Below are 21,538 nucleotides of genomic sequence, written 5' to 3'. Positions count from 1 at the left end.
CTCCCCCCCCCCAGGTCTCCCCCCACCAGCAGTCGGCACTTGAGCGATAGGGCCCCACCTCTATGAACTCACGTCAGCGTCGCGGCGTCGTCCTCCTCGTGGTCTCCGCGCTGTGCGCGCTCGCCGCCTTCGCCGGTGTCGTCACCGTCATCGGGGACGCCCGCTCCCAGGTCGGGCCGAAGGTGACCGCGTACCGGCTGGCCGCGGACGTGCCCGCGTACGAGGCGGTCGGCCGCGCCCAACTGCGGGAGGTCCGGATGCCCGAGCGCTGGCTGCCCGTCACCGCCGTCCGCGACGTCGGCCAGCTCGACGGCAAGATAGCCGCCGTCCCCCTGCACCGGGGCTCCCTGCTGCAGACGGACATGGTCGCCGAGCGGCCCGCGCTGCGGGCCGGGCAGATGGAGATCGCGATCATGATCGACGCCGAGACCGGGGTCGCCGGGAAGATCACCCCGGGGGCGAGGGTCAACATCTTCGCCACCTTCGCCCCGCGCAGGGACACCGACCCCGAGGTCTCGAAGATCATCGTCGCGGGCGCCCGGGTCATCGACGTCGGCCAGATCAAGGCCTTCGACACCGGCGGCGACAACCGCCGGGTCAGCAGCCAGGGAGTCCCCATCACCTTCGCCCTCGGCGCCGCCGACGCCCAGCGGGTCGCCTTCGCCGAGTCCTTCGCCCGGCACGTACGCCTCGCCCTCGTCGCCCCGGGGGACGCGACCGCCCCCTCCGAACGGGACCGCACCTACACCCTCGCCGGTGACGGAGCCGCCTCGTGACCGGCGTCCGCATCCTGTCGGGCACCCCCGACCCCGACACCGCCCGCGCCCTGACCGGGGTCCTCCACCAGCTGCCCGGAGCCGAACCCGGGCCCGCGCTGCCGGACTCCACCACACTGCTGGACGTCCTCGCCCGCGCCGCCGGGACCGGGGTCGACGAACTGCCCGAGGTCGTCGTCGTCCACGACCGCATCACCCCGGTGCCCGCGCTCGAGGTCATCCGCGAGATCGCGCTGCGCTTCCCCGCGGTCGGCGTCATCCTGCTCACCGCCGACCCGAGCCCGGCCGTCCTGTCCGGCGCCATGGACGCCGGCGCGCGCGGTGTCGCCGGGGTGCCCCTGTCGTACGACGAACTCGGCGCCCGCGTCGAGGCGGCGGCCGCCTGGGCGGCCGGCGTTCGGCGCCACCTCAGCCCCCAGCAGCCCGCGCTGCCCGCCGTCCCCGGGGGCAGGCTGGTCGCCGTGGCCGGAGCCAAGGGCGGGGTCGGCACCACCGTCGTCGCCGTCCAGCTCGCCCTCGCCGCGCAGGCCGCCGGCAAGTCCACCGCCCTGGTCGACCTCGACCTCCAGGGCGGCGACATCGCCTCCTACCTCGACGTCCAGTTCCGCCGCTCCGTCGCCGACCTCGCGGACATCGCCGACGTGACCACCCGCGTACTGCAGGACGCCATGTACGTCCACGAGTCCGGGCCCGCGCTGCTGCTCGCCCCCGGCGAGGGCGAACGCGGCGAGGAGGTCACCGACCGTGCCGCCCGGCACGTGCTGCACGCCCTCCGGCAGCGGTACGAGGTCGTGGTCGTCGACTGCGGCACCCAGATGACCGGCGCCAACGCGGTCGCCGTCGAGACCGCGGACACCGCCCTGCTGGTGACCACGCCCGACGTGGTCGCCGTGCGCGCCGCCAAGCGCATGGTGCGCATGTGGGACCGGCTGCAGATCCGCAAGCCCCAGGACGTCGTCGCCACCGTCAACCGGTACACCCGGGGCAGCGAGATCCAGCCCTCGCTGATCGCCCGCATCACCGGCACCCGGATCGCCTCCGCCGTGGTCCCCGCCGCCTTCCGGGAACTGCAGGCGGTCGTGGACGCCGGACGGCTCCAGGACCTCGACAACCGCTCCACCGTCAAGCAGGGCGTGTGGACGCTCGCGGCGGAGATCGGCGTCTGCGGGCCCGGGCACGCGGTGCCGCCCCGCAGGAGCCGCCGCGGCCGCGGTGAACAGGGCCAGGTCACCCTGGAGACGCTGGGCATGACACCGCTGATCCTGCTGGTGCTCGTCCTGGTCTGGCAGGCGGTGCTGACCGGGTACACCTTCACCCTCGCCGGCCACGCCGCCGACCGGGCCGCCCGCGCGGCGGCGGTGGGGAAGGACGCCCAGGCGGCGGCGGCCGACGACCTGCCCGGCGCGTGGCAGATCGAGGACTTCGGCACCACGCACACCGACGGCATGGTCGGGGTGACGGTGGGCCTGCGGGTCCCGGTCCTCTTCCCGGGCGCGATCGACTTCCCGCTGACCGTCCACGGCCACGCCTCGGCCGTCGACGAAGAGGCGGGCACGCCGTGACGGCCCGGACCCGCCGCCAGCGCGACCGGGGCAGCGCCTCCCTGGAGTTCCTGGGGATGCTGCCGATCCTGCTGCTGATCGCCCTCGCGGGCGTGCAGCTGGGCCTCGCCGCCTACACCGCGGCCCAGGCCGGCACGGCCGCCCGCGCCGCCGCGCGCATGGCCGCGCTGCACGACCCTCCCGTGAGCGGCCCCGTCGCGGGCACGGAGGCGGTGAGCTCCTGGCTGCAGGACGGTACGCAGGTCAGCACCACCGGCGACACGGGGGACTCCGTGCAGGCGACGGCGACCGTGGAGATCCCGTCGGTGCTCCCGGGCCTCAGCCCGGGCTCCGTCACCCGGACCGCCACGATGCCCAGGGAGGACGACGAGGGGGCCGACGAATGAGCCTGCGCGACCGCATCGCCGCGAACGAGGACACCGCCCCGCAGACGCAGGAGGGCCACCTCGTCGCCGTCTACCGGGCCAAGCTCCTCCAGGAGATCGACCTCGCCGAGATGTCGGCGCTCGCCGCCGCCGAGCGCCGGGTGCGCCTGGAACGCGTCCTCGGCCACATCATCAGCCGCGAGGGACCGGTGCTCTCCACCAAGGAGCGCACCGGCATCATCCGCCGGGTCGTGGACGAGGCCCTGGGCCTGGGCATCCTCGAACCGCTGCTGGAGGACGCCTCCATCACCGAGATCATGGTCAACGGCCCGGACCGCATCTACATCGAGCGGGCCGGCCGGGTGGAGCCCGTCGCCGCCCGGTTCAGCAGCCCCGAGCAACTCCTGCAGACCATCGAGCGGATCGTGTCGACCGTCAACCGCCGGGTGGACGAGTCGAATCCGATGGTGGACGCCCGGCTGCCCTCCGGCGAGCGCGTCAACGTCATCATCCCGCCGCTGTCGCTGACCGGCCCGGTCCTCACCATCCGCCGCTTCCCCCGCGCGTACGCCCTGCACGAGCTGATCGGCCTCGGCACCCTCGACGAGCACATGCTGATGCTGCTCTCCGCCCTCGTGCGGGCCAAGTTCAACATCATCGTCAGCGGCGGCACCGGCTCGGGCAAGACCACCCTGCTCAACTCGCTGTCCGGGCTCATCCCGGACGGCGAGCGGATCATCACCGTCGAGGACGCCGCCGAACTCCAGCTCCAGCAGGAGCACGTCGTACGCCTGGAGAGCCGGCCGCCCAACGTCGAGGGCCAGGGCCGGATCACCATCCGCGACCTCGTGCGGAACTCGCTGCGCATGCGCCCCGACCGGATCATCGTCGGTGAGGTCCGCGGCGGCGAGACCCTCGACATGCTGCAGGCCATGTCCACCGGCCACGACGGTTCGCTGGCCACGGTGCACGCCAACTCGGCCGAGGACGCGGTGCTCAGGCTGCAGACGCTGGCCTCGATGTCGGAGGTGAAGATCCCCTTCGAGGCGCTCCGCGACCAGATCAACAGCGCCGTCGACGTCATCGTCCAGCTACGCCGCGACGTCGACGGCACCCGCCGGATCGCCGAGATCGCCGTGCTGTCCTCACGGGGACGCGACACCTTCCGGCTGACCAGCGCGACCCGCTTCCGCGCCGAGCCGATGGGGCCCGACCGGATCGTGCGGGGCTGGTTCCACCATCAGCCCGTACCGCGTCAACTGGCCGAACGCTTCCACCTGGCGGGCGAGTCCGTGCCGGCGGCCTTCGGGGTCGGCGAGACCGAGCTGGAGCTGTCGAGCAGGGAGGCGAAGTGAACACGCCAACGATGGCCCTGGCGGTGCTCGGCGTGAGCGGCCTCGCGCTGGTGCTGGGCGTCTGGGGCCTGCACGCCTGGAGCGGCGGTCGCGCCGACCGCGCCGCGCTCGTGGACCGGCTGGCCGACGTCCCGGCCGCGGAACGGCGCGCCGTGCCCTTCGCCGGGCTGGACCTGCGGGTCCGGCGCACCGCCTGGGGCCGCCGGCTGGCCGCGCGGCTCGCCGCCACCGGCACCGACCTGACGCCCGGGCAATTCACCGCGGCCGCCCTCGCGGTCGTCGGCGGCGCCTGGCTGGTCGCCGACATCGTGCTGGCCCCCTTCTTCGGACCGATCGCCGCGCTCCTGGCGGCCTGGGCGGTCAGCTCCTTCCTCGGCTGGCGACGACGGGTGCGCACCGAGCGCTTCATCGCCCAGCTGCCCGAACTCGCCCGCGTCCTGGCCAACGCCACGCAGGCAGGGCTCGCCCTGCGCACCGCCGTCGGCATGGCGGCGGAGGAACTGGAGGCCCCGGCGGGCGAGGAACTGCGGAAGGTCGCCGACGCCATGACGCTCGGGCACTCCATCGAGGACGCCATGGCCGAACTGCAGGAGCGGCTGCCCAGCCGGGAACTGGTGGTGCTGGTCTCCACGCTCGTCCTGTCGGCCCGGGCCGGCGGCTCGGTGGTGGAGTCGCTGCGGAACCTGACGGTGACCCTGGAGGAGCGCAAGGAGACCCGGCGCGAGATCCGTACCCAGATGTCGCAGGTCACGGTCACCGCGTACGCCGTTCCCGTCATCGGCGTCGGCTCGCTGCTGCTGCTCGACCGGATCATGCCGGGCTCGCTGAGCGCGATGACCGGCTCCGGGGCCGGACGGATCGCCGTGCTCGTGGCGCTCGGCCTGTACGTCGTCGGCTTCGCGCTCATCCGCCGCATGTCGCGGATCGACGTGTGAGGGGGGCGGGGGACCTGTGATCACCGTCGTGCTGGCCGCCGTCGCCGCCCTGGGAGTGGTGGGCGTCTGCTACGGCATCGGCCTCTACCGTTCCGAGGTCAAGCTGCCCAGCGACCTCCAACTGGCCCTGGAGGTGGGCCGGACCCGCACCACCAAGGTCGGCAACGCCGTCGACCGCCTCGGGATGCGCTGGGCGCCCCTGGTGCTGCGCCTCATGGGCCCCGCCCGGGTCAACCGGATCCGCACCCGCATCGACCACGCGGGCCACCCCTACGGCCTCACCGTCGACCGCTACGCCGCCCGCCGCGCCGTCTACGGCGCCCTCGGCGGCCTCGCGGCCCTGGTGCTCCTGCGGGCGGGCCACTGGTTCGCCGCCCTCCTGATGGTCGCCTACGGCCTGGGCTGGACCGACCTCGGCATCCGGCTCGCCATCCGCAGGCGCCGCGACGAGATCGAGCGCACGCTCCCGGACTTCCTCGACGTCCTCGCGGTGGTGGTGAGCGCCGGCCTCGGCTTCCGCCAGGCCCTCGAACGCGTCGCCTCCGTCTACAAGGGCCCCTGGAGCGACGAGATCCGGATCGCCCTGCGCCAGATGGACGTCGGCGTCAGCCGCCGTGACGCCTTCGACCAGCTGCGCAGGCGCAACGGCAGCGAGCAGGTCGGGCAGTTCGTCACGGCCCTGCAGCAGGGCGAGGAACTGGGCGCGCCCATCGCCCGCACGCTGCTCCAGATCGCCACGGACATGCGGCGCACCGAGGCCCAGAACGCCCGCCGCCGCGCGGCCCGCACCGTGCCGCGCGCGACGGGTGTGATCACCACGCTCCTCGTCCCCGCGACGATGATCCTGCTGATGACGGGCACGATCCTCGGGTCGCGCATCAACTTCGGTGACCTGCTGGGGTGATGGGGGTGACAGGGTTGTGAACGCATGTTCGGTTCGGGTGGTGGGTAGTGACCGGAGCCGCCATATTGGGTGCGGAGCCCACGGTCGCGGTGTACATTTGCAGCCGCAACCACATTTGCACCTGCAATCAGGCACGGATCGCGGCGGGTTGACCCGATGGGAGGCGGTGCGCCGTGGACCTCACCGGCACCGCAGCCGCCCGCGACGATAGCCAGACCCCGGCCGACGCAAGGGGCGCGGCCGGCGCACGTCACGTGACTACGGTTTGGGGCACGGAAGATGAGCAGGTGGGTTGTGAAACGACTGACCGCGCTGCGCACGCGCATGCGCGTCCGCGACGACTCGGGGCAGACGTCGTTCGAGTACCTGGGCATCGCGGTGGTGATCGCGGTCATCATCGGTGTGCTGGCGACCACGGACATCGGCAATGCGATAAGGACCGGCATCCTGGACAAGATCGCGGACATCGTCGGCGGCGGCTGAACCGGCGGTTCGACGGCGACGGCGGCCAGACGCTCGGCCTCTACATCGTGGCCGTCGCCGCCCTGTTCTTCCTCGCCTTCGCCTACTTCGCCGTGGGGCAGGCCGCCTCCGTCCGCAATACCGCGCAGACCGCGGCCGACGCCTCGGCGCTCGCGGCCGCACGGGAGGTCAGGGACAGTGTTCGGGAAGCCTTCCTCGATGCCTTGGAGGCGGGAGACCTGGACCGGCTCCGGGATCTGCTCGCTTTGAACGGGATGACGTCCGGCAACGCCTGCGGCGCGGCGGCGAACTACGCAGGTCAGAACAGTGCGGTCGTCGACGAGTGCAGCGTAGGCGGCCCGGGTGGTGCCACGGTCGCCCTTCACACTTCCGGAACAGTCGGCGAATCGGTCGTGCCGGGCACCGAGTCGATGCACGCGCGCGCTACCGCCACGGCGGTCGTCGAAAGCCGGTGCTCTGTCGACGACAAGGACGGTGACGCGATCACGTTCATCTGTGATGGGGACGAAGTGCCCGTGGACCCGACGGCCGACGATTTCGATCTGAACCTGGCGGAGTTCTTCTCCGTCCATCTCAGCGAGTGAGGAACGGGGGGCCGATGCGTATCCAGAAGCAAGGCCTGGCTGTAATCGTCGCCGTGGTCCTCGCCGCGGCACTGTCAGGGTGCGGCGGCGGTGACGGCGACGACAAAACTGCGGCCACGCCGTCCGCGAAGACGAGCGCGCCGGGCGGTTCGGACAAGTCGAGTGCCGCGCCCTCGGACGAGCCGACCCAAGTCCTGGCGCAGATGAAGGGTGAGAAAGACATCACGGTCACCCTGAACGAAGCAACTCGGGACTCGGGCGGATTCGTCACCGTCAAGGGCACGCTCACCAACGGAGGGGCATCGATCTTCAACGCCAGTTCCTGGGTGGGACCGGAGATGGCCGTCCAGAAATCCGGCGCTTCTATCGCCGGCGCCGTCTTGGTCGACTCGGTCGGCAAGAAGCGCTACTACGTGCTCCGGGACACCGAGGGCAAGTGCCTGTGCACGATGGGCCTCACCCTGATCAAGCCGGGCGAGACCCGGCCCCTCTTCGCGCAATTCCCGGCGCCGCCGGAAGGCACCACCGAGGTGGAGTTCCAGCTGCCGACGATGCCCCCGGCCAAGATCACGATCGCGGAGGGGTGAGCCGTGCCCCGTCCCCGTCCGCACCCCCGTCCCGGTGTCGCGACCGTGCTCGGCCTCGCGCTCGTGCTCACTCCGCTCACCGCCGCGAGCGCGCGGGCGGACGACGACCCGACGGCGCAGCCCACCCCGTCCGCGCCCACGAAGGTGGACGCGGCCGACCCGGACCTGCAACTGCCCGAGGGGGCGACGCTGGCGCCGCCCAAGGTGCTGGACATCGTCTCCGTGTCGGACGCGTCGTCCTCCGAGGACGCCTCGGCCGACGACGGCGAGGAGCGGCACGAGGAGTCGAACTCCTCGGTCACCTACGCCCTTCAGGCGGACGTCCTGTTCGGCAGGGACAGCGCCAAGCTGAACGCGACGGCCACCGCCCGGATCAAGGCCATCGCGTCCGACATCGATGCCAAGGACGTCACACAGCCGATCCGCGTGTTCGGCTTCACGGACAACCTGGGCTCGTACGAGCACGGCAAGGTGCTGTCCAAGAAGCGGGCCGACGCCGTCTACAAGATCCTGGCGGAGGAGCTCGGTTCGCTCGGCAACTCCGTCCACTCGTTCCAGGTGCGCGGGTACAGCGAGGACTACCCCATCGCCGACAACTCCACCGAGACGGGCCGCAAGCAGAACCGCCGCGTGGAGATCACGTTCCGTCCGTCGTAGCGTCGGGGGCCGCCGGTCAACCGAACGGCTCAACCACGTGGGTAAGGCGCGGCGACAGAGCCCTTGAATTCCGGGCCAAAGGTCCGGTGCTTTCCGTGACGGAGCGTATGCGGTGCGGATGTGGCGTCGGTGGACGAGTCGGCGCATTCGCGGCCATTCGGTCTAATCGCCCGGCGATCGAGCCACTTCTTCGAGGGAACCTTCACATCTCCCTCATGACCTTGGACCTGGAGAGCGGTTCCGGCGCGGTACCTTGGAATCCCCCCCCTCGGGCCGGTCCGCTCTCCCCCCCTGCGGACCGGCCCGTCTTCTTTCCCCCGCGTCTCACTCCGTCAGGAACGGCCGCACGCACGCCAGGAACAGGTCCGGCCGCTCGTTGTACGCCTCGTGCGCCGTGGGCAGGGTCGCGAACGTGGCGCCGGGCGGCAGCGAACGGCGGGCCCGGCGACCGTCGGTGAGCACGGGGAGCAGCGGATCGCGGCGGCCCCAGAGCAGCAGGACGGGCGGGACGACCCCCGGCAGGACGCCGCTCAGCCCGAATCCGGGCGCGGCGAAGGCGCGCCACAGGGCGCAGTGCACCGCGAGCCGGCCGGCGTCGGCACGGACGCCACGGGCGCGTTCGTACGTCGCGCGGGCGCTGCTCGTACGGAGCCGGCCCAGGTAGGCACGGGCCAGCGGGGCAATGAGGCGCGCGGCGCTGGACGGACGTCCCATCACGGCACGGCAGAACCAGCGGGTCACCGGGGTGAGCCGGGTGAAACCGGCCGGGTCGACCAGGACGAGCCCGGCCACCTGCGCCGGGCGGCGCTCGGCCAGCCGTACGGCGGCCCAGCCGCCCACGCTGTTGCCGACGACGTAGACGCGCGGCGCGCCGCCGCGCGCGATGGCGTCGAGGGCGCGCTCGGCCACGTCCGCGAGTCCATCGGGGGTGACGGAGTGCGGGGCGGCGGCGGTGGAGCGGCCGTAGCCGGGCCAGTCGAGGGCGAAGACCTCGCGTTCCGCGGCGAGTCCGGCCGCGACGGCTCCGTAGTCCCGGCTGTCGCCGGGGTTGGCGTGCAGCAGCAGCACGGGCGTGCGCGGGGTGCCGGTGGCCGGGGTGCCGAGGCGGTGCAGGGCGACGTCGCCCAGCGGGGTGGCGAGCACGGTGTGGCCCATGGCGGGAGCGTAGTGCCGGTGCGGCACCGCCAACGCTCCCTTCCCTGCGCCCGGTTGGGTGAGCTTCGGCACCCGCCCCGGCGGGAACCGACCGGGCGCGCCGGGTGTCTCCGTACGACAACGGGGGCGGTCGCCCCCGGCGCGACGACGGGGGATGTCGATGGAAGCCGCGATACCGGTGCTCTTTGTCGTGATGGCCGTACTGATCACGCTCGTACCGCTGGTGGTCGCGGTACGCGCGGGCCGTCGCGTGCTGTGGATACGGCGGGCCGTGCACGGCGGGCTCCGCGCCGAGGGGCGCTGTGTGCGGGTCTACACGACCGTGGGCTCGACGGGTGAGGGCCCGACCCACTCGCGGCAGCACTTCGTCTTCGAGTTCCGGACCGCCGACGGGCGCGACGTGCGCTTCGAGGACCCGGGGGCGCCGGGCACGACGATCGAGGGCGACCACCTGACGGTCGCCTACGTCCCCGAGGCACCCGAGCACGCGCTGGTCGTCCCGGCCGGCTACCGGGTGCCGTACGGCCAACTGGCGCTGACGCTGGTCTTCCTGGGGATCTTCCTGGCCGCGGGGATCCTGTTCCTCGTCATCGGCGCACAGTCCCCCGGCTTCCCCGGCTCCGCGGACTTCGGCGGCGGCGGGTTCTAGACGGCCGCCACGGCCGCCCGCAACGGACGGGACGAGGCAGGGGTCACGCCTGCGCCTCCACCGTCACCGCCGCCCCCGGCACCAGGCCCCACGCCGCCATCGCGCCGGCCTCCGCCTCCAGCACGTGACGGGCCCGCAGCCGCGGGCGGCCCAGCCGGCCGGGCGGCATGGTGCGGACGGCGAGGACCCGCAGGCGACGGTCGAGGTAGGCGACGTCGATGGCGAAGCGCATGCCCAGGGTGTGCACGCTCGCGGCGGGCGTGAGCAGCAGCGCCCCGCTGATCCCGGTTCGGCCCAGCAGCCCCCGGGTGCGGGCCCGGTAGGAGGCAGCGATCTCCAGCGGTATCCCCGCGCCGTCCGGCGTCACCGCGCCGTCCGTGCCGTGGCCGCCGGTGAGGTGCAGCAGCCCGGTCCCGTCGCGCCGGCGGTCACCCATGCGGCTCACGTCCCTTCGCGTGGTGCGCCCGTGTACGGTCGGGCCCGATGCATGTCTATCCGATCGCCGCGGCCGTCGTGTGGGGAACCGTCGCGGGGCTCGCCCTGCCGCGTCCGGCGTACCGGCTGTCCGTCGCCCCCGAGCAGCCCTGGCGGGCCCGGTGCCCGGCGGACGTGCCCTACCCGGCCGGCCGGCGCGGCTGGTGGGGGCCGGTGCGCAACGCCGGGAAGCCGGCCGCCGGATGGCGCTACGCCCTGGTGACCGCCGTGGTCAGCGCGGCCGTCGCGGCGGGCACCGGGCCGCGCCCCGAACTGACGGTGTGGCTGCTGCTCGTCCCGCTCGGAGTGCTGCTGGCCCGCGTCGACCTGACGGTGCTGCGGCTCCCGGACGTGCTGACGCTGCCCGCCGCCACGGGGACGGCGGCTCTGCTGGGGGCGGCCGCGCTGCTCCCGGGCCATGAGGGCTCGTGGCCCCGGGCGCTGCTGGGGGCGGCCGTGCTGGGGCTGTTCTACCTCGTGCTGCACCTGGTCAACCCGGACGGCATGGGCTTCGGCGACGTCAAGCTCGCCCCGACCGCGGGCATGGTCCTCGCCTGGTACGGGTGGGGGACGCTCGCCGCCGGCACCTTCGCGGCCTTCGCGCTGGGCGCCGTCACGGGCCTGGTGCTGCTGGCGGCCCGCCGCGCCGAGCGCCGTACGCCGCTGCCCTTCGGTCCGTTCATCCTGGCCGGCGCCCTGGCCGGACCGCTGCTGCCGTCCTGACCGGGGCGCCCGCCGACCTCACGCGTCGCTGCTGCGGGACCAGAGGTTGACGCCCGACTCGAGGGCGAACTCGTCGATCTCGGCGAGATCCTCGGCCGTCAGCGGGGCGGCACCCACCGCCGCGACGTTGGCCTCCAGCTGGGCGACGCTCGACGCCCCGATGAGCGCCGAGGTGATCCGCTTGTCGCGCAGCACCCAGCTCAGCGCGAGCTGCGCCAGCGACTGACCGCGCCGGGCGGCGATGCCGTTGAGGCCGCGCAGCCGCCGTACGACCTCGTCGGTGATCAGGGTGGGGTCGAGGGACTTGCCCTGGGCGGCCCGGGAACCCTCGGGGATGCCATTGAGGTACTTGTCCGTCAGCAGGCCCTGGGCCAGGGGGACGAAGGGGATGCAGCCCATGCCCTCCTCGTCCAGGACGTCCAGGAGACCGTCGTCCTCGACCCAGCGGTTGATCATGGAGTACGAGGGCTGGTGGATCAGCGCCGGGACGCCCATCTGGCGCAGCAGCGCGGCGGCCTCACGGGTGCGCTGCGCGCTGTAGGAGGAGATGCCGACGTAGAGCGCCTTGCCCTGCCGGACGGCGGACGCGAGGGCGCCCATCGTCTCCTCCAGCGGCGTGTCGGGGTCGAAGCGGTGCGAGTAGAAGATGTCGACGTAGTCCAGGCCCATCCGGTCCAGGGACTGGTCCAGCGAGGAGAGCAGGTACTTCCGGCTGCCCCACTCGCCGTACGGGCCGGGCCACATGTCGTACCCCGCCTTGGTCGAGATGACCAGTTCGTCGCGGTAGGGCCGGAAGTCCTGGGCGAGGATGGTCCCGAAGTTGCTCTCGGCGGAGCCGTAGGGCGGGCCGTAGTTGTTGGCCAGGTCGAAGTGCGTGACGCCGAGGTCGAAGGCGCGGCGCAGGATGGCGCGCTGCGAGTCGAGCGTGCGGTCGTCGCCGAAGTTGTGCCAGAGCCCGAGGGAGATCTCGGGGAGCTTGAGGCCGCTGCGGCCGGTACGGCGGTACGCCATCGCGTCGTAGCGCTCGTCGGCGGCGCGGTAGAGAGAACGAATATCCACAGAAGCGGTCCTATCACGACGGTGGTCCACAGCCCCGCACCCGGTTCGGCGGCCCGAGGGGAGGCGCAGTAGGGTGGCGAAGGGGTGACGACCGCAGGAGGGGCCCGCCAATGAATCTGCGCGACCTGGTACGTCTCAGGTTGACCGACCTGTACGCCCACCGTGTGGAGCGCCGGCTCGACCTGTCGCAGGGCCCCAAGCACATCGGCGTCATCCTCGACGGCAACCGCCGCTGGGCCAAGGCCGCCGCGCGGACGACCGAGCAGGGCCACCGGGCCGGCGCGGACAAGATCACCGAGGTCCTCGGCTGGTCCGAGGAGACCGGCGTCGAGGTCGTCACGCTCTGGCTGCTCTCGACGGACAACCTGGACCGCCCGGCGGAGGAACTCGTCCCGCTGCTCGGCATCATCGAGGACGCGGTCCGCGGGCTCGCCGCGACCGGCCGCTGGCGTGTCCACCACGTCGGCGCGAAGGACCTGCTGCCCGCCCGTACCCAGTCCGTCCTCAAGGAGGCCGAGCAGGCCACGGAGGGCGTCGAGGGCATACTCGTCAACGTCGCCGTGGGCTACGGCGGCCGCCAGGAGATCGCCGACGCGGTCCGCTCCCTCCTCCACGAGCACGCCGGCCGCGGCACGTCCATCGAGGACCTCGCGGAGATCCTCGACATCGACCACATCGCGGAGCACCTCTACACCCGCGGCCAGCCCGACCCCGACCTCGTCATCCGCACCTCCGGCGAGCAGCGCCTGTCGGGCTTCATGCTCTGGCAGAGCGCGCATTCGGAGTACTACTTCTGCGAGGTGTTCTGGCCGGCGTTCCGCAGGGTGGACTTCCTGCGGGCGTTGCGTGACTATGCGGCGCGGCACCGGCGCTTCGGGGCCTGAGCGCGGGCCCCGGCTCCCGGCGTCACCCGAACGGCCCTGCCGGGGAGAGATGCGCCACACCCGGCTTGCGGCGAACGGCCGAAGGGGCGGTGGCCGGATTACGTCCCGGCGACGGGGGCGCGAACATCGGGCGGCGGGGCGGCAAGGGTAGGGCCCGGGCCAACACCTGTCATATGCAGTCGCATAGGCCTCCACTTTCGAGGGAATAGACCCGTCAGACCGACATCCGGCCCATGGATGTCGGACAGAAGCGGACGGCACCTGGCCCGTCCGCCCGGGAGGCCCCTTGCTCACGGACGTGCCGTTGTCAACCCTTGACTCGGACGGCATTGACCGCGTCGACTCGAAGGGCCGTGGTCCGGCCCTTCTGGTCGGTCCCGGCCCTGTCCCGCGCGACGCCGTCGCACCCCGACCTCTTCCGAGGGGGTTCGTCCACACGTGGTGACCAGCAAGAATCGCCGTGAGCACGACCGGCGCACTTACGTACTCGACACCAGCGTGCTGCTTGCCGACCCGCATGCCCTCCTCCGCTTCGATGAGCACGAGGTGGTCCTGCCGGTCGTGGTGGTGACCGAGTTGGAAGCCAAGCGCCACCACCCCGAGCTCGGCTACTTCGCCCGCCAGGCGTTGCGGCTGCTCGACGAGTACCGGATCCGGTACGGGCGGCTGGACGCACCCATCCCGATCGGCGAGCTGGGCGGCACCCTGCGCGTCGAGCTGAACCACTCGGACCCGGGCGTGCTGCCCGCGGGGTTCCGCCTGGGCGACAACGACTCGCGGATCCTCGCGGTGGCCCGGAACCTCCAGGCCGAGGGGTACGACGTCACCGTCGTCTCCAAGGACCTGCCGCTGCGCGTCAAGGCCTCCTCCGTCGGCCTGCTGGCCGAGGAGTACCGGGCCGAGCTGGCGATCACCTCCGGGTGGACGGGGATGCACGAGCTGCAGGTCTCGGCCCAGGAGGTGGACGACCTCTTCCAGGAGGAGACGGTCGACGTGCCCGACGCGGCCGGGCTCCCGGTGCACACCGGTCTGGTGCTGCAGTCGGACCGCGGCAAGGCGCTCGGCCGGGTCACGGCCGACGGCCGGGTCCGGCTGGTGCGCGGCGACCGGGAGGCCTTCGGCATCCACGGCCGCAGCGCCGAGCAGCGGATCGCGCTGGACCTGCTGCTCGACCCGGACGTCGGCATCGTGTCGATGGGCGGCCGGGCCGGCACCGGCAAGTCGGCGCTGGCGCTGTGCGCGGGGCTGGAGGCGGTGCTGGAGCGTCAGCAGCACCAGAAGGTCATGGTCTTCCGGCCGCTGTACGCCGTGGGCGGTCAGGAGCTCGGCTACCTGCCGGGCACCGAGGCGGAGAAGATGAGCCCGTGGGCCCAGGCGGTCTTCGACACCCTGGGCGCGGTGACGTCGAAGGAGGTCATCGAGGAGGTCGTGGCGCGCGGCATGCTGGAGGTCCTGCCCCTCACGCACATCCGGGGCCGCTCCCTGCACGACGCCTTCGTGATCGTCGACGAGGCGCAGTCCCTGGAGCGCAACGTCCTGCTGACCGTGTTGTCCCGTATTGGGCAGAATTCCCGGGTTGTCCTGACTCATGACGTCGCCCAGCGCGACAACCTGAGGGTGGGTCGGTACGACGGAGTGGTCGCCGTCGTCGAGAAGCTCAAGGGCCACCCGCTGTTCGCGCACATCACCCTGACCCGCTCCGAGCGCTCGCCGATCGCCGCGCTCGTGACGGAGATGCTGGAGGACGGGCGGGCGTAACAGACGAGTTGGACGGTCCGCTAGGCTGCTGCGCCGCGAGGGCGCAGCAGCCTAGCGCTGTGTCCGGAGGCTACGGATGCGTAACGGAAATTTCCGTGGCCCACGTGGCGTGTGAGCTTTGACACGCAACGGGGAATTGCGTGGACGCGTCCGGCTACGGCAGGCTGTCGGTTCTGTCAGGCCCCCGCCCTCGGCACACCCGTACCCGCAAACGTACGGAACCTCAGAACTGAACAGCGTTCGCCGTGGGCCGCCCGAACCGAATCAGCGGACTCCCGCCCCGTCGGGGGAGCCGCACCGGGCCAGTGCTTCTGTGACCGGTGCAGCAGGAAGCCAGTGCGAAGGGGCACGATCGCGTCCGTGAGGTCACCAAGCGGGCGACGCTGGAAGGAAACCGTGTGAGCCGGATCTCGGTCCGGGGATTCGCGGTGGCTTCGGCCACTGCGGTCACCACTGTGGGCGCCGTCGTCGGTGTCGCCTCCGGTAGCGAGGGTGTCGTACAGCCCGTCGCCGCCGCCGATGCGACCACCGTCCTCGCGGACATACCCGCTGGGCAGCAGGTCCAGCAGGCTTCCCTCACGCAGCAGGTGCAGGCGCAGTCCGACGCCGCCGACGCCGGCGCGAAGAAGGCCGCCGAGGAGGCAGCGCGCAAGCAGGCCGCCAAGGACGCCTCCGCCCGGAAGAAGGCGGAGGAGAAGGCCGAGGCCGACCGCAAGGCCAAGGAGGCCTCCCGCGCCGCGGAGCGCGCCGCGCTGGTCGTGAAGGCCTCGTACACGGTCTCCGAAGTCCAGGCCATGGCCCAGGGCCTCATAGGCGACGCCTCCCAGTACCAGTGCTTCTCCAACATCGTCACCCGTGAGAGCGGCTGGAACTACACCGCGACGAACGCCTCTTCCGGCGCCTACGGTCTCGTCCAGGCCCTGCCCGGCTCCAAGATGGCCTCCGCGGGCGCCGACTGGCGCACCAATCCCGGTACCCAGATCAAGTGGGGCCTCAACTACATGAACAGCCGGTACGGCAGCCCCTGCGGTGCCTGGTCGTTCTGGCAGGCCAACCACTGGTACTAGGCCGTACATCCACAAATCGCCGACGAGCCCCCGACCCCTTGAGGGATCGGGGGCTCGTTGCGCGTACGGTGGTGCGGACGGACAGGCCGGGGGGCGGGGGACAGGGGAAGCGATGTCGGAGAAGCGCCAATGGGGCTCCGGGCTGGCGGCGGAGCTCGCCAAGCTCGCCGGGAGGCTGGAGGAACAGCGCCGGGCCGCGGCCGCGGGCGCCCGCGAGGAGGCCCGCCGTCAGGAGGAGCAGGCCGCGCGCCGGTACCCGGCGCGCACCTCCGGCCCCGGCGACCCGGTCGCCCGGGTGCCGTGGAGCATGCGGGTCGCGGCCGAACTCGGCTGGCGGCTGCTGGTGCTGGCCGGCACGGTCTGGGTGCTGATGCGGGTGATCGGCACCATACAGCTGGTCGTCCTCTCCTTCGTCGCCGCGCTGCTGATCACCGCGCTGCTGCAGCCCTTCGTGGGCCGGCTGAAGCGGTTGGGGGTGCCGCGCGGGTTCGCCACGGCCATCGTCTTCATCGGCGGCTTCGTGATGATGGGCCTGGTCGGCTGGTTCGTGGTCTGGCAGGTCATGGAGAACATCGACAACCTCTCCAACAGCCTCCAGGACGGCATCACCGAACTGAAGCGCTGGCTGCTCAACAGCCCGTTCCACGTGACCGAGGACCAGATCAACCAGATCGCCAAGAACCTCCAGGAGGCGATCGGCACCAACTCCAAGGCGCTGACCGACGCCGGGCTGCAGGGCGTCACCGTCGTCGTGGAGATGCTCACCGGCATCCTCCTGGCGATGTTCAGCACGCTCTTCCTGCTCTACGACGGCCGGAACATCTGGAACTGGTTCCTCAAGCTCTTCCCCGTGGACGCCCGCGACGGCCTCGGCGGCGCGGGGCCGCGCGCCTGGCGCACGCTCACCCTCTACGTGCGCGGCACGGTGATAGTGGCCCTGATCGACGCCATCTTCATCGGCATCGGCATCGGCATCCTCGGGGTGCCGATGGCGGTGCCGCTGGCCGTCATCATCTTCCTCGCCGCGTTCGTCCCCCTGGTCGGCGCGGTCGCCTCAGGTGTCATCGCGATGGTGGTGGCGCTGGTGACGGAAGGTCCGTTCACGGCGCTGATGGTGCTGGTGGTGGTCCTGCTGGTGCAGCAGATCGAGGGCCACATCCTGCAGCCGTTCATCCTGGGCCGGGCGGTGCGGGTGCATCCGCTCGGCGTGATCCTGTCGGTGGCCGCCGGTTCGCTCATCGCGGGGATCGGCGGGGCGGTCGTGGCCGTACCGCTGGTCGCGGTGACCAACACCGTGGTCGGCTACCTGCGGGCCCACTCCCGGGAGGCGGCGATGGCCGACGAGCCCGCACCGCACGGCGCGACGGCCGCCGAGGTGGCGCCGGTCGGTGCGCGGGGACTCCCCGACGCCACGCCGGGGGAGACCGTCTGACGGTGTGACCACCCGGTGCCGCGGCCGCCCCTCGGGGCGGCCGCGCGCGTGTGCGCTCCCGGAAATCGCACCGTGACCGGTGCGTCACACAGTGCGCCTAACGTCGCGTCATGGCGGACATATTTGACGCGTACGCGTTGGCCGACGCGTGGGACGAGATGTTCGAGCGGCCGGGTGTGGTCAGGACCGCCTATGAGCCGGTACTGGCCGCCCTGCAGCCCATGGAAGCGGCCGAGCTGAGGTTCCGGGCGGACCAGATGGCCCGTTCGTTCACGGACCGCGGGGTCACCTACGCCTTCGCGGGGGAGGAGCGGCCCTGGCCGCTCGACCTCGTCCCGCGGGTCCTCGACGCCCTGGAGTGGGACCTGGTCCAGCGCGGGGTGATCCAGCGGGTAAGGGCGCTGGAGGCCTACCTCGCCGACGCCTACGGCCCGGCCCGCGCCTTCGAGGACGGCGTCGTCCCCTGGCGGCTGCTGCTGCAGTCCCCGCACTTCCACCGGGCGGCGCACGGCGTCGAGCCCCCGAACGGGGTGCGTGTGCACGTGAGCGGGATCGACCTCGTCCGGGACGAACAGGGCGCGTTCCGGGTCCTGGAGGACAACGTGCGCGTCCCCTCCGGCGTCAGCTACGTCATCGAGAACCGGCGGGCGATGACCCGGATGTTCCCCTCCCTCTTCGCGGAGCAGCCGGTGCGTCCGGTGGACGCCTACGGCCAGCGGCTGCTGGCGGCGCTGCGTGCCGCCGCGCCCGCGGGGGTGACCGACCCGCAGGTCGTCGTGCTCACCCCGGGACCGAGCAACGCCGCGTACTTCGAGCACGCACTGCTGGCCCGGCTGATGGGGGTGCAACTGGTCCAGGGGGACGACCTGGTGTGCTCCGGCAACCGGGTGTGGATGCGGACGACCCGCGGCGAGGTGCCGGTCCACGTCGTATACCGCCGGCTCGACGACGACTTCCTCGACCCGCTGCACTTCCGGCCGGACTCGGTGATCGGCTGCCCGGGCATCCTGGGCGCCGCGACGGCCGGGAACGTCACCCTCGCCAACGCCGTGGGCAACGGGATCGCCGACGACAAACTGCTCTACACCTACGTCCCCGACCTGATCCGCTACTACCTCGGTGAGGAGCCCGTCCTGCCCAACGTCGAGTCCTTCCGGCCCGACGAGCCCGGCCGGCTGGAGGCCGTCCTCGACCAGATCGACCAGCTCGTCGTCAAGCCGGTCGACGGGGCGGGGGGTTCCGGCATCGTCATCGGGCCCGCCGCCGACGCCGCGACCCTGGAGCGGACCCGCAAGGCGGTGGCCGCCGACCCCCGGGGCTGGATCGCCCAGCGCCCGGTCGCCCTGTCGACCTCGCCGACCTTCGCCGACGGCGGGGTCGCCCCGCGCCACATCGACCTGCGGCCCTTCGCCGTCAACGACGGGGACGAGATCTGGGTGCTGCCCGGCGGCCTCACCCGGGTCGCCCTGCGGGAGGGCAACCTCATCGTCAACTCCAGCCAGGGCGGCGGCTCGAAGGACACCTGGGTACTGGCGCCGGCGCGCCGGTCCGCCGAGGCCTTCGGCGGGCCGCCGGAGCAGGACGCGGCGGAGGCGGAGGGCGCGGCGGCCGTGCCGCCGTCGGTGGCCCCGCGCCACCTCGGACCCGGCGGCGGCCGTGGTCCGTCCGAGCAGGAAGGAGCCCAGCAGCAGTGACGGCACCGACGGCACCGACCGGACCGGCAGGAGGCACGGCGATGAACGACATCATCCTCTCCCGCATCGCGGAGGCGCTGACCTGGACCGGCCGCTACGTCGAGCGCGCCGACGCCACCGCCCGCATCCTCGACGCCTACCTGCACCGGTTGCTGGAGGACCCCTGGCGGGACGAGGACGCCGCGTGCCGATCGCTGTACGCGATCCTCGGCTTGTCCGCCCCGGGCGACCAGCCCTGCGACATGGACCAGGTGATGGACGCCCTCGCCTTCGACGCGCGCAGCCCAGGCTCCATCGAGGGGGCGCTCGGCGCCGCCCGCGCGAACGCACGCAGCGCGCGCGAGGCGATCTCCTCCGACATGTGGCAGTGCCTCAACTCCACCTGGCATGCCCTGGGCGAGCAGCGCCGCGCCGCGCGCCGCACCGGTCCGTACGCCTACCTGGACCTCGTACGCCGCAGGGCGGCCCTCTTCGCCGGGCTCACCGACTCCACGATGAGCCGGGACGACAGCTGGCGCTTCATGGTGCTCGGCCGGAGCCTCGAACGCGTCGACATGACCGTACGGTTGCTCGCGGTGCGGGTCCTGGACGCCGCGCACGCCCCCGACTGGCCGACGCTGCTCAGTGCCAGCGGCGCGGACGAGGCCTTCGCCCGGGTGTACGGAGGATTCGGGGACACCGCGCGGGTCGCGGAGTTCCTGCTGCTGGACCGGGACTTCCCGCGCAGCGCGCTGCATGCGCTCACCACCGCCGAGGACTGCCTCACGGAGCTGGGCAGACCCCGGCACGACCCGGCCCGCCGACCCATCGGGCGTATGCGCACCCGGCTGGAGTACCTGGACTCCGGCAGCCTGGAGGAGGCGCTGCCGCTGCTGCTGCGCGACCTCCAGCAGGCGTGCATGGCCTCGGCCGAGGCTGTGGCGGAACGGTTCTTCCCCTACCAGGGCGCCATGGCGTGGGCGCAGGAAGGAGCGTGAGCGCGATGGCCCGCAGACTGCGCATCCGGCACGAGACCCGGGTCGGCTACTCCGAGGCGGCGGTCTCCTCCCACAACGAGGTCCGCATGACCCCGCTCACCCTGCCCCGCCAGACGACCCTCGACGCCCGGGTCACCGTCAGCCCGGCGACCACCACCTGGTCGTACTGGGACTACTGGGGCACCCAGGTCACCTGCTTCGACCTGACGGAACCGCACGCGGACCTGGTCATCACCGCGGTCTCGCTGGTCGAGACCGCGCCGCCGGCACCGCTCCGCACCCCGGCCGGATGGCCGGAGATCGCCGGACGGGCCGCGGCGACGCGGCTGCTGGAGCACATCGCGTCCACGCCGCGGACCTGCGTCGCCCCCGAGGTCACCGGCGCCGTCCGGGACGCGGTGGCGGGGCTCGACCCCCATGAGGCGGCGGTCGCGGTGGCGGAGTCGGTTGCCGACCGGGTGGCGTATGTGCCGGGCGCCACCGCGGTCCACACCTCCGCGCAGGAGGCCTGGGAGCAGGGCGCCGGCGTCTGCCAGGACATCGCCCACCTGACGGCCGGGCTGCTGCGCGGCATCGGGCTGCCCACGCGGTACGTGTCGGGCTACCTGCACCCGGACCGCGAGGCCGGTCTGCACCGGGCCGTCGCCGGGCAGAGCCACGCCTGGGTCGAGTACTGGGCGGGGGAGTGGTACGGCTACGACCCCACGAACCGCTGCCGCGCCGACGAGTCCCACGTCGTGGTGGGCCGAGGCCGCGACTACGGGGACGTCACACCGCACAAGGGCGTCTACCGCGGCGCCGCCAGCGGACCGCCCCGGGTCACGGTGGAGTTCACGCGGCTGGCCTGACGCGGGACGGCCGAAGGGCCCGGCTCCCCCGAAGGGTGGCCGGGCCCCAGGAGCACGCGTCACGCGCCGGCGAGGACCGCCTCGGCGTCCAGGGTCGCCGCGACCGCCTGCACGACGGCGGCGATCTTGAAGGCTTCCTGGACCGTCTCGCGCTCGACGCCCGCCTTGCGCAGCACCTGCTCGTGCGAGTCGAGGCACATCCCGCAGCCGTTGATCGCCGAGACCGCCAGCGACCAGAGCTCGAAGTCGGTCTTGTCGACGCCCGGGTTGCCGATGACGTTCATCCGCAGACCGGCCCGCAGGTTGCCGTACTCCGGGTCCGACAGCAGGTGCCGGGTCCGGTAGTAGACGTTGTTCATCGCCATGATGGCGGCGGCGGCCTTGGCGGCCTGGTACGCCTCCGGCGAGAGGTTCTCGCGGGCCTCGGGCTCCAGCGCGCGCAGCACGACGGCCGAGCGCGAGGCGATGGCGGTGGCCAGCACCGTGCCCCACAGCTGCTGCTGGGTGAGGAGTCCCGTGTCCTCGGCGTTGCCGATCACGGAGCCCAGGTTGAGCTTGAGGTCCTTGGCGTAGTCCGGCAGCGCGGACTTCAGCTCATCGAGCGCCACGG

General features: G+C 72.5%; 23 protein-coding genes. 19 read left to right on the top strand and 4 right to left on the bottom strand.

Translation table 11 applies throughout. The features are described 5' to 3' along the window. Positions 1–62: 62 nt before the first annotated feature. From cpaB to PV341_RS08950, 10 genes are all read left to right on the top strand, one after another. The gene (cpaB, locus tag PV341_RS08995; RefSeq protein WP_500326788.1) at positions 63–776 is read left to right on the top strand and encodes a Flp pilus assembly protein CpaB; all 714 of its coding nucleotides are present in this window, start codon (positions 63–65) and stop codon (positions 774–776) included. Further along, positions 773–2,338: a CpaE/TadZ family protein gene (locus tag PV341_RS08990; RefSeq protein ID WP_500326790.1), complete on the top strand. Its 1,566-nt coding sequence runs from the start codon at positions 773–775 to the stop codon at positions 2,336–2,338. The genes cpaB and PV341_RS08990 overlap by 4 nt, the downstream gene beginning before the upstream one ends. Then, entirely contained in the window at positions 2,335–2,724 is a 390-nt protein-coding gene (locus PV341_RS08985; RefSeq protein ID WP_500357294.1) for a TadE/TadG family type IV pilus assembly protein, read from the top strand. The genes PV341_RS08990 and PV341_RS08985 overlap by 4 nt, the downstream gene beginning before the upstream one ends. Further along, on the top strand, positions 2,721–4,058 hold the full coding sequence (locus PV341_RS08980; RefSeq protein ID WP_500326792.1) for a TadA family conjugal transfer-associated ATPase: 1,338 nt from the start codon (positions 2,721–2,723) through the stop codon (positions 4,056–4,058). Before PV341_RS08985 ends, PV341_RS08980 begins: the two co-directional genes overlap by 4 nt. Beyond that, a complete protein-coding gene (locus PV341_RS08975; RefSeq protein WP_500357292.1) occupies positions 4,055–4,993 on the top strand; it encodes a type II secretion system F family protein in 939 nt (312 codons plus the stop codon). The genes PV341_RS08980 and PV341_RS08975 overlap by 4 nt, the downstream gene beginning before the upstream one ends. A gap of 19 nt (positions 4,994–5,012) precedes the next feature. Continuing rightward, entirely contained in the window at positions 5,013–5,897 is an 885-nt protein-coding gene (locus PV341_RS08970) for a DUF5936 domain-containing protein (RefSeq protein WP_500326845.1), read from the top strand. A gap of 279 nt (positions 5,898–6,176) precedes the next feature. After that, entirely contained in the window at positions 6,177–6,380 is a 204-nt protein-coding gene (locus PV341_RS08965; protein ID WP_500357290.1) for a hypothetical protein, read from the top strand. Beyond that, positions 6,377–6,964 carry a pilus assembly protein TadG-related protein gene (locus tag PV341_RS08960; RefSeq protein WP_500357298.1) on the top strand — a complete coding sequence of 196 codons (588 nt, stop codon included), beginning with the start codon at positions 6,377–6,379 and terminating at the stop codon, positions 6,962–6,964. Before PV341_RS08965 ends, PV341_RS08960 begins: the two co-directional genes overlap by 4 nt. A 14-nt stretch (positions 6,965–6,978) precedes the next feature. After that, the gene (locus tag PV341_RS08955) at positions 6,979–7,551 is read left to right on the top strand and encodes a hypothetical protein (RefSeq protein ID WP_500357288.1); all 573 of its coding nucleotides are present in this window, start codon (positions 6,979–6,981) and stop codon (positions 7,549–7,551) included. 3 nt (positions 7,552–7,554) lie between these two features. Then, positions 7,555–8,208, top strand: a complete 654-nt coding sequence (locus PV341_RS08950; RefSeq protein WP_500326797.1) for an OmpA family protein — start codon at positions 7,555–7,557, stop codon at positions 8,206–8,208. A 324-nt stretch (positions 8,209–8,532) separates the two neighbouring features. Here the strand turns inward: PV341_RS08950 and PV341_RS08945 are convergent, their stop codons facing one another. Then, the gene (locus PV341_RS08945) at positions 8,533–9,363 is read right to left on the bottom strand and encodes an alpha/beta fold hydrolase (protein WP_500326799.1); all 831 of its coding nucleotides are present in this window, start codon (positions 9,361–9,363) and stop codon (positions 8,533–8,535) included. 160 nt (positions 9,364–9,523) lie between these two features. Between PV341_RS08945 and PV341_RS08940 the strand changes: the two genes are divergently transcribed. Beyond that, positions 9,524–10,012, top strand: a complete 489-nt coding sequence (locus PV341_RS08940) for a DUF3592 domain-containing protein (protein ID WP_500326801.1) — start codon at positions 9,524–9,526, stop codon at positions 10,010–10,012. Positions 10,013–10,055: 43 nt separating this feature from the next. Here the strand turns inward: PV341_RS08940 and PV341_RS08935 are convergent, their stop codons facing one another. After that, a complete protein-coding gene (locus tag PV341_RS08935) occupies positions 10,056–10,448 on the bottom strand; it encodes a DUF192 domain-containing protein (RefSeq protein WP_500326803.1) in 393 nt (130 codons plus the stop codon). A gap of 47 nt (positions 10,449–10,495) precedes the next feature. Between PV341_RS08935 and PV341_RS08930 the strand changes: the two genes are divergently transcribed. Beyond that, positions 10,496–11,209, top strand: coding sequence for a prepilin peptidase (locus tag PV341_RS08930; RefSeq protein WP_500326805.1), 714 nt, complete (start codon positions 10,496–10,498; stop codon positions 11,207–11,209). Positions 11,210–11,227: 18 nt separating this feature from the next. On the opposite strand, the gene mgrA is transcribed toward PV341_RS08930, so the two are convergent. Beyond that, positions 11,228–12,268 carry an L-glyceraldehyde 3-phosphate reductase gene (gene mgrA, locus PV341_RS08925; RefSeq protein ID WP_500326806.1) on the bottom strand — a complete coding sequence of 347 codons (1,041 nt, stop codon included), beginning with the start codon at positions 12,266–12,268 and terminating at the stop codon, positions 11,228–11,230. 110 nt (positions 12,269–12,378) lie between these two features. Between mgrA and PV341_RS08920 the strand changes: the two genes are divergently transcribed. The 7 genes from PV341_RS08920 (at position 12,379) to PV341_RS08890 (ending at position 20,928) form a co-directional block, all read left to right on the top strand. Continuing rightward, entirely contained in the window at positions 12,379–13,152 is a 774-nt protein-coding gene (locus PV341_RS08920; protein ID WP_500326808.1) for an isoprenyl transferase, read from the top strand. Between the two features lie 438 nt (positions 13,153–13,590). Next, the gene (gene phoH2, locus PV341_RS08915) at positions 13,591–14,910 is read left to right on the top strand and encodes a PhoH family protein (RefSeq protein ID WP_499513705.1); all 1,320 of its coding nucleotides are present in this window, start codon (positions 13,591–13,593) and stop codon (positions 14,908–14,910) included. Between the two features lie 398 nt (positions 14,911–15,308). Continuing rightward, a complete protein-coding gene (locus PV341_RS08910; RefSeq protein ID WP_499513706.1) occupies positions 15,309–15,977 on the top strand; it encodes a lysozyme family protein in 669 nt (222 codons plus the stop codon). Positions 15,978–16,089: 112 nt separating this feature from the next. Continuing rightward, a complete protein-coding gene (locus PV341_RS08905; protein WP_500326810.1) occupies positions 16,090–17,409 on the top strand; it encodes an AI-2E family transporter in 1,320 nt (439 codons plus the stop codon). 110 nt (positions 17,410–17,519) lie between these two features. Then, positions 17,520–19,103 (top strand): circularly permuted type 2 ATP-grasp protein, encoded by a 1,584-nt coding sequence (locus PV341_RS08900; RefSeq protein WP_500357285.1) that lies wholly within the window; start codon positions 17,520–17,522, stop codon positions 19,101–19,103. A gap of 41 nt (positions 19,104–19,144) precedes the next feature. Further along, the gene (locus PV341_RS08895; protein WP_500326814.1) at positions 19,145–20,080 is read left to right on the top strand and encodes an alpha-E domain-containing protein; all 936 of its coding nucleotides are present in this window, start codon (positions 19,145–19,147) and stop codon (positions 20,078–20,080) included. Between the two features lie 5 nt (positions 20,081–20,085). Further along, entirely contained in the window at positions 20,086–20,928 is an 843-nt protein-coding gene (locus PV341_RS08890) for a transglutaminase family protein (RefSeq protein ID WP_500326816.1), read from the top strand. 59 nt (positions 20,929–20,987) lie between these two features. Here PV341_RS08890 and PV341_RS08885 read toward each other — a convergent pair whose 3' ends face one another. Further along, complete coding sequence (locus PV341_RS08885) at positions 20,988–21,536, bottom strand: alkyl hydroperoxide reductase (RefSeq protein WP_500326817.1); 549 nt, start codon at positions 21,534–21,536, stop codon at positions 20,988–20,990. Positions 21,537–21,538 lie beyond the last annotated feature (2 nt).

Origin of the sequence: Streptomyces sp. PA03-1a (assembly GCF_033792805.1) — a bacterium.
Lineage (GTDB): Bacteria > Actinomycetota > Actinomycetes > Streptomycetales > Streptomycetaceae > Actinacidiphila.
Note: the sequence above shows the minus strand (reverse complement) of the source record. Positions and strands in the feature narration are given on the sequence as shown.